Here is a 15,328-nt window from a genome sequence, read left to right as displayed (position 1 = left end):
TACTTTAAATGGGAAAATAATTTAAATTTTCTTTATACCAGGCTATTGTTTTTTTTAGTCCTTCTTCCAGGTTTATTTTTGGTGTCCATCCTGTAACATTTTTTATTTTACTAATATCAGGGCAGGGGTCCCACATTTCATTTTTTCTATAAGCAATGCTTCCGTAGTTAGGAATCATGCTTGTGCCCATAAGATTAAATATTAAATCTACATAGTGACTCAAGGGCTTTGAGGTTCCGGTGCCAACATTGAAAATCTGGTTATTTACATCCTTATCTTCAGCGCACAATATCATTGCATCTATGATATTTTCAATATAGCAGTAGTCTCTGTATTGACCGCAGGAGGTTAAATGGACCGCTTCTCCTTTTAAAATTGAAAGTATTATATAGGAAAATAGTTTGTGAGGCTCCTCTCCCTCGCCAAATATACCAAAGGGACGGAGGGTGACAGCAGAAATATCATTTTCCATGGCAAGCTGGTGGCATAATAGAGTTGCACAGGCTTTAGTGCTGCCATAAATGCTTGCTGGTTTAGGACAGAAAGTTTCGGTGATTTTTTCATTTACATTTCCGTATTCTGCACTGCTGCCTATATTAATGACCTTCCTGCAGTCTACATATTTTAAAGAATTAAAAACATTTACTATGCCCAAAATATTTATATTAGCTGCTTTTAAATAATCCTTTTGAGAGGAATCCACCCCATAGGAAGCAAGATGAAATATATATTCAGGTTCAATGGTTTTTAAACATTTATCCACTTGAGGAGGATTGGAAACATCTGCTGTATAGAAATTTATACTATTTATATACTCCTTAAGCCTCCAGGGATTAGATTCTTCTCTTTTCATAATAAATACCTTTGAACCCATAGAAAGGAGGCGTTTGGCTAAATGAGAACCAAGAAAACCGCAGCCTCCGGTAATTAAAACCTTTTTACCCTTTAATGGACTGGTAAGCTTAAATATCATTTATTTCCTCCTGACCGGCACCTTTTAACTTTAAGGTACTCTGTAATAATTTGAAGCACGGCTTGTGTCATATTCAGGAGTGATTAACAGGGTTAAGTCAAGGGAATTATCTCTAAGGGTATTAATTGTTTCCTTAAGAGCTTCTGCATAGGGCTTATAAATAAATTCCACCATCTTACTATCTATAAACCAGTTTGGCCATCTCCACAGATCAAATTCATTTTCATTAAAGATAATTAAGTTGCAAAAGTGGTAAGATATAAGCTCATATTCGCTGAATATACAATCTGCCGCTGTCTTCCTTCAAATTATTTTTCGCGTTCCAAACCGCTGCATTTATTCCTTGATGGCTATTGATTTTTATACCGTCAAAAAGCTCAGGCCAGCTATCCAAATATTTTTGATCTCCCCATTTATCAGGAAGACCCTGCTCAGAAGAACACCACTCCAGACATTTTTCCCTCCACCACTGAAGGCAGGTTAAAGCATTTGCATCGTTTTTAAAGCCTATGAACCCTGCCTGATATTTCCCAAACTGATCCTCCACAAAATCTCTGTCTCTCTGGGGAAATAATAGAACTGAGGTGTTTTCTAACTCACTGAATATAGGTTTAACTCCTGAAAAGAAGAATAAATCACCATCTAAATATATAAGGGATTTAATATTTTTATAGGTTTTTAACAGATACATTATCCAGGTAGATTTAATTGTCCAGCAATATTCGCTTAAGCTTCTTTCATCTTTAATAAGCAGTAATTCGCTGTCTTCAATGCTGTCTGCTTTTATTAAGGAGGCGTTGGAAAGAGACATAGATCTTAATGAATTAAAGGAGAAATCATCCATACAGCATATCCAAAGATGAAAATCCTTTTCCTGTTTAATTAAAGAATTGTATAAAGTTAATCCTTTAATTAAATAATCCTTTGCAATTAAAGTACAAAAATTATATTCTTTAGGTGGTACAGAAGGGGTTATAACATAGTAATTTTTCTGAACCCTTCCGGAAGAATCCTTAACAGCTTTATCATATAATTCGGAATCATATTTTTTAACAAATTCAATCATATCTTTAAGCTTTTTTATATAGGGAATATAAATCAGATTTATAAGCTTTTTGGGAAGTTTAATAAATATGCACAGCTCAAACTCGTTCTCGTTATACATAGTAAAGCCGTTGTAGTGATAAAATATTATAGGAGTGTTATTTATCAGTTTGTTTTTGTTTTCTTCTTCTAAAACACAGGCATGTGCATACCAAGCTGTGGTATTAATGCCTAGATTTTCTGATATTTTTACACCATTAAATCTTTCTGTCCAATCTTTTGTATATTTTTGATCTCCATAGAGGTTGTTTTCTACTTTATTAAAGCACCATTTAATACACTGTTCTCTCATCCATTTTAGTGCTTCAAAAGCGTTTTTGTCCCTTTTAAATGCCATAAATCCTCCATTGTAGATTCCGTATTGGTTATACCAGCTTTCGTTATCCTGAATATAAAATCTTTCCCTGGTCAATAAAACAGAGGCATCTTTAAATTCTTTATAAATGGCTTCAGTACTTGAAAAAAATTCAACATCCGAGTCTATATAAATGATGTGGTCTATAAAAAATTGCTTTTCAAAGAGATAAAGCATAATGGAAGATTTGCAAGTCCAGGCATATTCTTTACTGTTTCTTTGATCCTTTATTGAGGATAATTCCTCGTCGTATTCCTCTATATCCCTTAAGTCTATAATCTTTGCAGATTCCAGATTCATAAGCTCTAAGAGTTCTTTAACTTCTTCCTGCATGCAGATTATGAATAAGCAGAAATCCTCGTCATGTAGCTTCAGTGAATTGTATAATATCAGTCCCTGATAGAGGGAATCTCTGCTTATGATGGTGCAGTAATTGTGTATCATCTTTAGCTACCTCTTTTCAATGTTAGTTTGATTTGAAATAATTAATTGAGCTTGTTTGAGACCTATCTTTATATAATTGGTAAATTAAGCTGCTGTGTGACTCCTGCAGACTAGTTAATACTTTCTGTATTTCTTTAATGTAAGGACCATATAGATTTTTTATATCCTTTTCTGAGAGCTTTACAGAAGGGGAACTGTATAGGTCAAATTCCGTAGGAGACAAAATTTTAAGATTTTCAAAATTATAAGAAATAAGCCTAACACCATCAATATAGATTTCTCCGTTATTATAATAGATATTTTTTTTATTTATATTCCAGGGGGCTGAGTTGATTCCGGGATGTTCAATTAATTTTATATCTGAGAAAAGCAAGGGGATTTCATCTAGATATCTCTGGTCACTAAAGAGTTTGTTTTCAATGTCTGGCATGGCATAGCACCATTTAAGGCATTTTTCTTTCCACCATTTGATAATTGATAAGGAATTTATGGTGTTTTTAAAACCTATAAGGCTGCTTTGAAAGCCTCCATACATTTTTTCCTCCTCATAATCCCTTCTCTGTCTGCACATAAATACCGAGTGACCCTTCCATTCCTCTATTAAATCTTCAGGAGAAGAGTAGAGGAATATATCCGCATCGCAATATATGAGACTGTCCACACCATGATTCTCAATAAGGTATTCAATGAATACAGGTTTTAAGGTCCAGGAGTATTCCAGCAGGTTTCTGCTTGATTTAGCTCTTATAACATGATTGTTTTCTATATGGGAGGAGGGGATAATGGTACAGTTTTTAAGGTGCATATCATTTAGAATATTAAAGATGTACTCATCTAAAGCACATATCCAAATATGAAAGCCTGAAGCATGTGCTTGTAATGATTTATATAAAGCCAGAAATTTAGGAAGATTATATTCATTTACAATACTGCAGAAGCTATATGCCGAAGCCTTTGGACGAGTATTGGAAACATCCTTTGGAAGAATCTCGGCGGGAATGGATATCTCCACCAAAGGAGATTTTACTTTATAATTATCATTAAAAGCATTATCAGATGTTACATTTTTTGCTTCCAATTTAAAATAAGTCTTTGCGTTTTTAGGAGAAGATGTACTGAAAAGTGAGGAAACGTTAATTTTAGAATAATCTCTAAGATATTGAAGCACCCTCTGAAGTCTAGATATATAGTGTGAGTATATCTTTTCTTTCACTATATCTTTCATGGGGATATAATCAAAGGTCCAAAGGTCGTATTCCTCCTCGTTGAATATGCTTATACATGCAAAATGAAAGCATAGAAGCTTGAAATCTTCAATGTAAAGCTCATTGTTTCTTTGATAAATATTGTAGTTATTATTATAAATGCAGTTCCATGGAGCTGCATCTAAACCAAGGTTTTTAGATATTAAAACCCCTTTAAACAATTCAGGAATCCTATCCAGATACTTTTGATCGCCAAATCTTTGATGCTCGGGATCAGCTTTAATGAAACACCACTCAAGGCATTTATCCTTCCACCAGTTAAGTGCGGCTAATCCATATTCATCATTTTTAAATCCTATAAAGCCTGCCTGGTAGTATCCGTAAATATTATGAGCCCACTCTAAGTCTCTTTGTGGACATAATAAAACTGAATGATTTTTTAAATAGTTGAATGTTTCTGTGGGATCTGAGAAAAAGAATATATCTCCATCCATATATATAAGAGCTTCCAAATTGAATTTATCTAGTAAATATTTTATAATAAATGGCTTTAAGGTCCAGCAGTATTCATTTTTCATCCTTGATTGCTTTACCTTTAATATCTCTGAGGTTTCTATTTCTTTTACCTTAAAGAGGGTTATATCTTCTAATTCCAGCCCCTTAATTGAAGTAAATATTTCATCATCCATACAGCATATCCAGAAATGAAAACTTGGACAATGTTCCTTTAATGAAGAATATAAAGCTAAAACCTTTAAAGTATATTCATTACTTGCCAAAGTACAAAAATAACAATTTTTTTTATTAAATAAAGTATTTTTAATTATAAAATTATCCTCCATATCGGTTTCTATGCCTCCCCTTATTTCCTTATAGCGGAGTATGTATAATGAGCCTTATGCCCATAAAGCTCATTATAAGGTTAAGGGTATAGCCTGTGCATATCCCAAACTTTATCCGCTTCCTTCAAATCCTTATAAGTATCTACTGCCAGCCAGATACCCTTATGCATAAAAACTGCAAGATTTTCCTGAGATGCTAACTGCCTAAGCGGCTCCTCTTCAAATATGCAGCTGCTGTCATCCCACAAATATTGAAATATTTTTTTATTTAGTACAAAAAAGCCTCCGTTTATTATGCCGTCCAAGGATTTTTTTTCCTTAAAATCTACTGCCAGACCGTCTTTTACCTCCATTATTCCATACTGACTCTTTCTTGCAATTCCAGTAACCGTAGCTATTTTCCCTTTATCCAGATGGTGTTTTAAAAGTTTATTTATATCTATATTACAGAGACCGTCTGAATAGGTTAGCATAAAATTATCTTCATCAATATATTTTTCTATCCTTTTGATTCTTCCTCCGGTCATTGTGTCTATACCGGTATCTATAAGGGTTACCTTCCAATCTTCATGGGAGCTTAAAAGCTGAGTTTCACTTTTTGAGTAGTCGATGGAAAAGTTGCTGTTTTTCCATTGATAATTATAAAAGTATTCCTTTATTAAATCTCCTCCATAACCAAGGGGAAGTATAAAATCTTTATATCCAAATTTTCTGTAAATATTGATAATATGCCAAATAAGGGGTTTACCTCTCACCAGTGCCAGAGGTTTAGGAGTATTGTCCTTTTCTGATTTAAGTCTGGAACCCCTTCCTCCGCATAAAATTACTACCTTCATAGCTCTCACTCCTCATTTGCGTTTACTCGTAAGTTCACTTATATAAACATTTTATGTTATGCCTATTATTATGGTTACACTATCATACAATATAATAAAAATATCCTTTATTTTCGACAAAACCTTCTTTCGTTAAATAGAGGAATATAAAAGGCCCGGTCACAAAGAACAATATAAGTTCTCTATGACTGAGCCTTTTAAATTAATTATTTTTATTTATTTTTTCTACCTTTAGAAACCTCAATTTTTACTTTTCTGTTTCCTAATCTTTTACCGTTGCTCTTCTTAAGAAGGGCTTCAACCGCTCTTTCGCTAACATCAACAAAGGAGAATTTCTCCATTATATCAATATCTCCAATATCTTCTTTGTTAACACCGGCGGTGTCATTAAAGAACTGAAGCATGGATTTAGGATTTACCCTATCCATTCTTCCTATGGTTAAGAACAGTCTTACATAGGAATTGTCTGAACCTATAGAGTTTTCCGTATATTCGTAGCTTATTTCTTTACTGTATACCATATGCATCAGTGCAGCAGCTACCTCTACCAGATTAAATTCTTCATCCAGCTCTGCAGTAAGAGGAACAAATCTCTTATAATCTTCTTTTTCTATGGATTCCTTAATCCTATTTATGATGTTATTGTATTTTGAGTAGAATATATCGTCTATTGTAGGAAGATCTTTTCTTTTGATTTTTCCTTTTGTAGATTTTTCAATCTGCTTTAAAGTCATATATTCTCTAGGAGTTACAAGAGAGTAGGCTATACCGGTTTTATTTGCTCTTCCTGTTCTTCCGATTCTGTGAACATAAGATTCAATATCCTGAGGTATATCATAGTTAATAACGTGAGTGACATTTTCCACGTCTATTCCTCTTGCTGCAACATCTGTAGCTACAAGGAACTCAAGAGATCCTTCTTTAAACTTTCTTAAAGTGTTTAATCTTAGGTTTTGGCTCATGTCTCCATGCATACCCTCAACATTGTATCCTCTTATTTGAAGGGATTCAACAAGCTCATCTACACCTCTTTTTGTATTGCAGAAAATTATTGCACTGGAGGGTTCATCCACATCCAGTATCCTGCATAAGGATTCGAATCTGTCTTTATGCTTAATTTCAAAATAATATTGATCTATTGTAGATACTGTCATTGTATTTTTTATTATGGATATATGCTTTGTGTCATTTTTCATATATCTTTTTGAAAGCTTTTTGATTTCAGCGGGCATGGTAGCTGAGAATAATAGTGTCTGCCTGCTGCTGTTTGAATTTTTTATTATTTCTTCTATGTCATCAATAAAGCCCATATTGAGCATTTCATCAGCTTCGTCCAGTACTAAAAACTGTATATTTTCAAGATGAAGTACGTTTCGTCTTATAAGGTCAAGAATTCTACCAGGTGTACCTACTACTATGTCAATACCGCTTTTTAAAGCCCTGATTTGTCTGTCTATAGGCTGCCCGCCGTAAACCGGAAGGAGCTTCACTCTTGAATATTTGGCTATACGTGCGATTTCATCATTTACCTGTATAGCAAGCTCTCTGGTTGGAGTTAAAACTATGGCCTTTACCCCTTTAAAAGAAGTGTCTAACTGATTTAAGATAGGAGCACCGAAGGCTAGAGTTTTACCAGTTCCTGTCTGTGCCTGACCTATTGCGTCATATCCCTCTAAAAGTACAGGGATTACTTCTGCCTGTATTTGTGAAGGCTCTTCAAAGCCCATATCATCTATTGATTTAAGTATGTTCTTGTTAAGTCCTAAGTTGTAAAATTTAATATCGTTCATTTAAAATCCTCACTTTTTTCTTTGACTTTACTTCAGATATTATTATATTTATTATCTGAAGCTCCTTTATGGAATATTCAAAAGCCGGTGTTTTTATCTGACGCTATATTATAAAATAGAAAATTTTAAACATTCACTTACCAGGATTGAAGGTCAATTAATATAATCTTCAAATTTTAGCATCGTCTTTCGAACAACTTACTATAACATAGTATTTACCTGTGTGCAAGGTATAAATACCTTAGATTTTCATGTAAACCATAACAGAAATTTGGGTGTTTTTAAAAGAAAATGTATAGCAATGAAGGGATTTTTATAAAATAATGCAAATAAAAAAGAAACTTTGATGGCTGACCGGATTCATCAAAGTTTCTTTTTGTTTTACAACTAAAATTCTTTTACCAATAAGTAATCATTATTAACTTTAGAAAATAGTTTTTCCATATCGTCACTGTGAATATCTTCTGTATTTCCCTGATAATAAAATGTCACGCCGATACCGCAGCTTGAGCTTAGTTTTCTTGGAACAGGAGAGGTCTCATTGTCTATATTATTTTTTGTAAGGAATCTACTGAATTTAATGGCTCCTGAATGTGTAAAAAATGTAGCTATATACTCCATGATTATTTTACTCCAGTGAGTAAATACTCTTCTTCCATTTCTTTTATTGAAACATTGTAGCCTGAATTTTTCATAAATCTTTCCACATTCCTGCAGGCTGTGTTATTATCTACTAAAATCTCTATTCCTTCAGGGTTTCCCCCCAGGGCTTTTTTACACATTAAAACCGGTTGGGGACATGACATTCCTCTGGCGTCTATTCTAACCAACACTAACCTCTCCTTTCATCTTCATGGATAATTTTGAATCTCTTGATAGGAATGAAACCGCAGCTAAAAAGACCAAGCAAAGCAGAACAGCAATTTGTCCGTTAGGGGTAGGTCCTGCAGGGCTGGATGCCAGCTTAAAGTTATGAGCAAAGGCTGCTCCTAGAAGCATACCCATAATAGTTACAACTGAATCAACATTGCCTTCTCCGCTTAAAATAAGCTGTCTCATTGGGCATCCTCCTAAAAGTATGGAACCCCATCCAACTACAGTCATACCAAGGAAGTTCCACAATCCATCAGTGTGAGCAACAGGCTGGTTTGCAAATCCCGGTGAAAAAAAGCCTAAGACTAAGTTGCCTAAAAATGCAGCAACAGTTATAGAAATAAAGCCCCACATTAAATACGAATCTTTAAAAAGAAGTAAATCTCTGATTCCACCGGCCATACAAAGCCTTGTTCTTTGACACACAATACCAGCAGCAGCTCCTAAAGCAAGAGATATGAGCACAGGAGCATGCATGGAACCCGGTCCCTTTGCAGAGAAGAGAAGAAGCACTGAACCACTGGCCACTAGAGCCAGTAAGATAACATTAATTATAGGAAATAAAAATCCTTCAAATTGCGTTTGTTTGTAATTTCTTTTTAAGGTGAATCCTTTATTTAGAAAGAAGATACCAATTACTATACCTACTGTAAAGCCTGCAATTCCAAATAAGGCATTAAAGTCTCCACCAGCTAATCTTAGTACCATTCTTGTTGGACACCCTAAGAACATCAGAGCACCAATCATCACTGCAAAACCGATTAAAAATCTTAGAAATGGGGAAGAACCGCCTTTTGAACTAAATTCCTTTTTGAAATATGCGATTATAAAGGCTCCAAGTACCATTCCAAGTATTTCAGGTCTTACATATTGAAGGGTATCAGCTCCGTGTAAACTTAGAGCTCCGGCGGTATCCCTGATAAAGCAGGCAATACATATACCCATATTTTTGGGATTACCAAAATACACAGCAGCTACTGATAGAATTCCTATCAAAGCGCCTCCCAGGATTATCCCTCTTTTTTCTTTCATAATTTACATCCCCCTCCAAGTCTGTTATTATAATAACAATAATTCCATCAGTTAAATGTTATCAAAAAATTCATAATTCGTTAAATCGTTATATTCTATAGGTGAAAGAAGGTCTATAGATATTTGAAATAACCATGACAAATAAGGGGAGAGAGATTAAATGGAAATTTACATGGATAATGCAGCTACTTCTTTTCCTAAAGCTCCGGGGGTAGCGGAAGCAATAAATAACTATATAACAAAAGTAGGGGGTAGCATTAATAGAGGAGCTTATTCAAAGGCTTTTGAAGCGGAGAATATAGCTTTTGAAACCAGAGAGTTACTTTGTGAATTATTTAACTTTGATAAGCCTGAGAATGTAATTTTTACAGCCAATATAACCCATAGCTTAAATATACTGATAAAAGGACTGCTTAAAAAAGGGGATCATGTAATTATATCCTCTATGGAACATAATGCTGTAATGAGGCCCTTAAACTCATTAGCTAAAGAAGGAGTGGAATTTTCTAAATGTCCCTGTAATAATTATGGACAGCTTGTTTTGGAGAGTTTTGAAGAGCTCATTAAGCCTAATACTAAAGCTGTAATAATCACACATGCTTCAAATGTGTGCGGTACAATTATGCCTCTTAAAGAAGTAGGAGCTATATGCAGGAAGCACGGAATATATTATATAATAGATGCTGCTCAAACTGCTGGATGTATGGATATAAATTTTAAAGAGCTAGGCGCAAGTGCTTTAGCTTTTACCGGTCATAAAAGCCTGCTGGGACCTCAGGGGATAGGAGGCTTTCTTATTACTGAGGAGCTTAATAATAAGGTTGTACCTTTGATAGAAGGAGGCACCGGAAGTCTGTCGGAACTGGAGATTCAACCTTCCTATATGCCGGATAAATTTGAGTCAGGTACTCCAAATTTGCTTGGGATATATGGATTAAATGCTTCTTTAAAATATATATTTAAGCAGGGAATAATTAATATCAGGGAGAAAGAAATGGAGCTTACTGAGGCATTTATAAAAGGAATTAAGAAAATAGACAAAGTTCAATTAATAGGGCTGGGGGATACAGAAAATAGGACAGCGGTAGTATCTTTAGATTTTAATGATAAAGATAACGGAGTTGTATGCCATACCTTAAATAAATATTATAATATCAGCACCAGAAGCGGTCTCCACTGTGCACCTTCAGCTCATAAAGTACTAAATACTTTTCCCAGAGGAACTGTAAGATTCAGTTTTTCTCATTTTACTACCATGGAAAATATAGCTTATGCTGTGAGGTCTATAGAAGAAAGTTTAAATAATTACTTTTAAAAATAGAAATATACTTTTGATAATAATCAAAAAAGAGAATATGCACCAAAGCGCAGCTTATAAGTGCATATTCTCTATGTATCTTTTTATATAATTATTGTCCTGAAGCTTTTAAAACTGCATTCTGATGCTCTTCATCAAGCTTGTCGCTGCCGTGAGTTCTGCTGTTAAAGAAGTGCAGATCAATGACACCGTCCATACCATTATCTTTAACGGAATCTAAATTTGCACCTTTTCCATATTCTCCTGAACGGTTTTCTATTATGTCTTCAGAGGGTTCAGAATCCACCCCGGCATGAGGCATGGCACTTAAGGATGCGGCTATACTTTTCCCGGAATAATAAACTACCACCGGTCTTCTTTCCCAGGAAAATTCTCCCCAGATACTCTTAATTATATTGGTATCCTGCAGGGTTAAGGGTTCCACATCTGCATGTTTTGTTCCAAAGGTTCTTTTTACGTTAAAGGTCTTGTCTGTGTAAAGATCTCTAATCTGAAGTACTGCTCCTATAGGAATTAAGGAGTTAACTTCCTTCCACCAATCTAATTTCTCTCCATATTTACTTGAATAAGGAGAATAATTAGATGATCCTCCTCTGCTCATTTTGGGCATGGAAGAAGAGGCTTGTTCATCTTCGTGAGAAGCATATGAGTACTCAGAGGCTTCTTTATTGGTTTCTATTTTATTAAGCTCATTTAAGGCGTCCTTCACTATTTTATCGGAAGGAGAAACCTGAATGGAGTCTTTGTTATCATTAACCACAATAGCGCTGTCCGACTTATCAACAATCCTTATCACTCCAGAAGCTTGTCTTTTATATAAGATGCCAGAGAATAAGAACAGACCGATGATAATCGGTAAATATTTCTTATACTGCATTCTTTTCTCCTTTATTTAAATTATTGTAATTATATTTGCCTATATATATTATAATAAACTTTAAATAATTTTTAAACAGGTAATCCCTGCCGAAATAATTGAATATCTAGTATTTACTTTAAAAAACTGAGGTTTTTACATAATATATACCAATCTTGTATATTTAAAATATTAATAATAAATACAAAAATTTTCATAGGTTAGAGAAGAATAAATAGAAAGAGAATTATAAAATTATTTGAAACTTAATAGTTACTACAAAGATTTTAAATCTCTTCAGTATATAATTAGGTATAGGCTGTTATCCGCATTCAGAATACTGTATGTTATTGATACAAAGTGTTATAATTTGTATACTATACTTTGTACTAATTGATAAAATAGTTATTAATCAAATTTCCTTTTAATTATAATCAGTGGAGAGGTGTTAAGCATGGGTAAAAATATAATGCCGCAGATAATTCTTATAATTGTTTTAACCTTAATTAATGCTTTTTTTGCTTCCGCAGAGATGGCGATTGTATCTCTAAATAAAAATAGAATTAAAATACTTGCGTCTCAAGGAAATGTGAAAGCAAGATTACTTCAAAAAATTCTATCAGAGCCCAGTAAGCTTTTAGCTACAATTCAGGTAGGAATCACCCTGGCAGGATTCTTTGCCAGTGCCTCTGCTGCTACGGGTATAGCAGGAGACTTGTCCAAGGTGCTGATGGGATTTAATATTCCTTATGCTTATCAGATTTCATTAGTATTTGTAACCATAGCTCTGTCTTATATAACTTTGGTATTTGGAGAGCTGTTTCCTAAAAGGATTGCTCTGCAGAAAGCTGAGGCAATAGCTATGTTTTCTATTAGACCTGTAATATGGATTTCAAAGATAGCTCTTCCTTTTGTAAAGCTGCTATCCGGTTCTACCAATCTGCTTGTGAGATTATTTAGGCTTGACAGCGAAGGGTTAGAGGAAAAGGTATCAGAAGAAGAAATAAGATCCCTTATTCAGGTTGGTGAAGAAACAGGAGTTATTAATGCGGAAGAAAAAGATATGATAGAAAGCATATTTAAGTTTGATGATATATTAGCAAAGGAAATAATGATTCCAAGATCAGAAGTGTTTATGGTGGATATTGAAGAGGATTCAGAGGAAATAATAGACAATCTTCTCAATAGCCCATATTCCAGAATTCCTGTATACGAAGGAGATTTGGATAATATCATAGGGGTTATTTATTTAAAGGATATATTAAGAAGAGCAAAAAGTGGAATAGCGGATATAAATATAAGAGAAATTATAAGAAAGCCTTATTTCGTACCTGAAAATAAAAATATTGATAAGCTTTTTGGAGAACTTAAATATAACAAGGTACACATGGCTATACTCATAGACGAATACGGGGGCTTTTCAGGAATAATCACTATGGAGGATCTTATCGAAGAAGTTATGGGTAATATATTTGATGAATATGACAGTGCTGAGGAGTATATTCAAAAAATTGATAACTTCACCTATATGTTAGATGGTATAACTCCACTTTCCGATTTGAATAAATATTTTCATTTAAATATAAACTCTCCTAATGTTGAAAGTCTTGGAGGATATATAATAGAAAAACTTGGAAGGCTTCCGGAATCTGGAGAAGAAATTGTTATAAAGAACAAAAATATTTCAATGAGGATTGAAGAGGTGGATCATAACAGAATAGAAAGGATAAAGATGATATTTACCAATAAAAAAAGGTAAAAGATGTGCAAAAGGAGTGCTGCGATACTTTTAAATGGGTATCTCAATACTCCTTTTTATCTTTGTCTAAATAAGCTGCTTTTCCTTATTAAAATACGCTTTATATCCCAATTGTACAACAAGTATAACGGATAGTGAAACTGAACCTGTAATTCCAAGCATTATGGCAATTTGATATTCTATTGCAGTGAGAGGAGATGTACCGGATAAAATTTGTCCTGTCATCATTCCTGGAAGAAAAACAATGCCCATGCCTACCATAGAATTTATGGTAGGAAGAATTGCTGAATCAAAGGCTGTATCAATTATTCTCTTAGATGCAGCATGGGGGGTTGCACCAAGCATAAGTGCTCCTTCCACTAATTCTCGGTTAGTCTGCATTCCGTCTACAAGGCTGCTTACCCCTAAGGATACTCCTGTCATGGCGTTCCCTATGAGCATTCCTGCTATTGGAACAAAATATCTGGGATTGTACCAAGGAGCAACTCTTATTACAGCCAGAATAAAGAACAGTATAGTTACAAAGGAGCCGAAAAACATGGATAAAGCTATAACTCTTTTTAATTTCATAGGTATTTCTGCTTTTATTCTTTTAATTATATTATATATAGAAAACACTTCCATAACTATTATTGCTGTTAGGGAATACATAGGATGAGGATTTTCAAAAAGATATCCAAGTATATAACCTGTAAGAATAAGCTGAAGAGTCATACGTATAGACCCTATTATAATTTCTTTTTCTCTGCTTATTCCTTTGATTCTTACTATCAGTAAAAGAATAACTATAAACAAATAAGCACTTAACAGCTGAAACAAGCTTAAATCTACTGCGCCTTCCATTACTCAGCCTCCTTAACATTAAGTATATTTCCTGATTTTAATTCAATAAGATAATCATAGTAGGTTTCTGCCATAGTCTTAGAATGGGTAACCATAATTAAGGATTTATTTCTTTTTCTACAGAGGTTTACCATCTTACGGATTATCAGCTCTTCAGTTTCTTCATCTAATGCAGAAGAGGGTTCATCTAAAAGATATACCTGAGGTTCCATAAGTATCACTCTGGCCAGAGCCAGTCTCTGCTTTTCTCCTCCGGATAATAAATCTGCATTGTCTTTAAGATCTTTATTAAGATTTACAAAATCCAGTACGTCCTTTAAAGCTTCATCGCTAGCCTGAGGTTTTTCTGCAAATTATATCCCAATAAGGAGGTTTTCTTTTACAGTCCCTTTAAATATTGAAGGGGATTGAGAAAGCATTACCACTTCACGCCTGAGGGTAACTGCATCTATTTCTGATAAATCTTTATTTTTGTAATAAATATTCCCTGAATCAGGAGAAACCAACTTGTTAAGCATTTTAAGAAGGGTAGTTTTTCCTCCTCCGCTTTCTCCAACTATACATATTATTTTCTTTTCCGGAAGATTTAGTTTTTCAATATTTAATATATCTTTGTACTTTAAATTTTTTATAGAAAACAACAAATCAGCTCCTTGTTTTAAAATTTGGTGCTTTAAATATATTACATATTATACATTTTAGTTATTTTGTTTTTAATAAGAATGTTTTGCCATCTGTTAAACAATAAAAGCAATAAATAGTATTATTCAAAGAGGAAGCCCTGCAGAATATACTGCGGGGCTTCTGTAAATAATGGTTTAGGAGTGTGAAATCTTTCTTGTGAAAAGAAAGTGATTAAAAAATCATTTATTGTGGTTTAAATATATGATACTTGATATATATGTACATAATATTATAAGTTTTTAAATAATGAATAAATTTATTCTTAATTATAGTTTAAGGAAATTTTAGATGAGGGAGATTATGCATAAAAATGCATAAAGGAATAAAAAATATACATGGACATGGGGAAAAATCTAAATATGGAAGAGCGTATATTAGTAAATAGTTAATAAACTTGATGAAAAATTAAGAGTT

13 protein-coding genes and 1 pseudogene are annotated in these 15,328 nt (G+C 33.7%); 2 read left to right on the top strand and 12 right to left on the bottom strand.

Features of this window, described 5'->3' with window-relative positions; genetic code table 11:
* Nucleotides 1-4 precede the first annotated feature (4 nt).
* From TA89_RS09340 to yedE, 9 genes are all read right to left on the bottom strand, one after another.
* On the bottom strand, nt 5-973 hold the full coding sequence (locus TA89_RS09340) for an NAD-dependent epimerase/dehydratase family protein (protein WP_040212824.1): 969 nt from the start codon (nt 971-973) through the stop codon (nt 5-7).
* Nucleotides 974-1,003: 30 nt separating this feature from the next.
* The gene (locus TA89_RS18265) at nt 1,004-1,147 is read right to left on the bottom strand and encodes a hypothetical protein (RefSeq protein ID WP_156120032.1); all 144 of its coding nucleotides are present in this window, start codon (nt 1,145-1,147) and stop codon (nt 1,004-1,006) included.
* A gap of 91 nt (nt 1,148-1,238) precedes the next feature.
* Complete coding sequence (locus TA89_RS17715; RefSeq protein WP_052447403.1) at nt 1,239-2,876, bottom strand: glycosyltransferase; 1,638 nt, start codon at nt 2,874-2,876, stop codon at nt 1,239-1,241.
* Between the two features lie 22 nt (nt 2,877-2,898).
* Nucleotides 2,899-4,923: a hypothetical protein gene (locus tag TA89_RS09330; RefSeq protein ID WP_052447402.1), complete on the bottom strand. Its 2,025-nt coding sequence runs from the start codon at nt 4,921-4,923 to the stop codon at nt 2,899-2,901.
* Between the two features lie 80 nt (nt 4,924-5,003).
* Entirely contained in the window at nt 5,004-5,759 is a 756-nt protein-coding gene (locus TA89_RS09325) for a sugar phosphate nucleotidyltransferase (RefSeq protein WP_040212823.1), read from the bottom strand.
* Nucleotides 5,760-5,971: 212 nt separating this feature from the next.
* Nucleotides 5,972-7,549 (bottom strand): DEAD/DEAH box helicase, encoded by a 1,578-nt coding sequence (locus TA89_RS09320; protein ID WP_040212822.1) that lies wholly within the window; start codon nt 7,547-7,549, stop codon nt 5,972-5,974.
* Between the two features lie 387 nt (nt 7,550-7,936).
* A complete protein-coding gene (locus TA89_RS09315) occupies nt 7,937-8,170 on the bottom strand; it encodes a putative Se/S carrier protein (RefSeq protein ID WP_040212821.1) in 234 nt (77 codons plus the stop codon).
* 2 nt (nt 8,171-8,172) lie between these two features.
* On the bottom strand, nt 8,173-8,382 hold the full coding sequence (locus tag TA89_RS09310; protein ID WP_341349991.1) for a sulfurtransferase TusA family protein: 210 nt from the start codon (nt 8,380-8,382) through the stop codon (nt 8,173-8,175).
* Complete coding sequence (gene yedE, locus TA89_RS09305) at nt 8,372-9,454, bottom strand: YedE family putative selenium transporter (protein WP_040212816.1); 1,083 nt, start codon at nt 9,452-9,454, stop codon at nt 8,372-8,374. Before yedE ends, TA89_RS09310 begins: the two co-directional genes overlap by 11 nt.
* A gap of 160 nt (nt 9,455-9,614) precedes the next feature.
* Here yedE and TA89_RS09300 point away from each other — a divergent pair, with 160 nt between their 5' ends.
* Nucleotides 9,615-10,769 (top strand): aminotransferase class V-fold PLP-dependent enzyme, encoded by a 1,155-nt coding sequence (locus TA89_RS09300; protein WP_040212813.1) that lies wholly within the window; start codon nt 9,615-9,617, stop codon nt 10,767-10,769.
* A 94-nt stretch (nt 10,770-10,863) separates the two neighbouring features.
* On the opposite strand, the gene TA89_RS17710 is transcribed toward TA89_RS09300, so the two are convergent.
* Nucleotides 10,864-11,649 (bottom strand): hypothetical protein, encoded by a 786-nt coding sequence (locus TA89_RS17710; RefSeq protein ID WP_052447401.1) that lies wholly within the window; start codon nt 11,647-11,649, stop codon nt 10,864-10,866.
* A 433-nt stretch (nt 11,650-12,082) separates the two neighbouring features.
* Here TA89_RS17710 and TA89_RS09290 point away from each other — a divergent pair, with 433 nt between their 5' ends.
* Entirely contained in the window at nt 12,083-13,387 is a 1,305-nt protein-coding gene (locus TA89_RS09290; protein WP_040212809.1) for a hemolysin family protein, read from the top strand.
* 66 nt (nt 13,388-13,453) lie between these two features.
* Here the strand turns inward: TA89_RS09290 and TA89_RS09285 are convergent, their stop codons facing one another.
* Together TA89_RS09285 and TA89_RS09280 are read right to left on the bottom strand one after the other, a co-directional pair.
* Nucleotides 13,454-14,230, bottom strand: a complete 777-nt coding sequence (locus tag TA89_RS09285) for an ABC transporter permease (protein ID WP_040212808.1) — start codon at nt 14,228-14,230, stop codon at nt 13,454-13,456.
* Nucleotides 14,230-14,871: pseudogene (locus tag TA89_RS09280) on the bottom strand (ABC transporter ATP-binding protein). Before TA89_RS09280 ends, TA89_RS09285 begins: the two are co-directional and overlap by 1 nt.
* Nucleotides 14,872-15,328: the final 457 nt, after the last annotated feature.

Source organism: Clostridium polynesiense, assembly GCF_000820705.1.
Lineage (GTDB): Bacteria > Bacillota > Clostridia > Clostridiales > Clostridiaceae > Clostridium_AA > Clostridium_AA polynesiense.
This window is presented reverse-complemented; position numbering and strand designations above follow the sequence as displayed.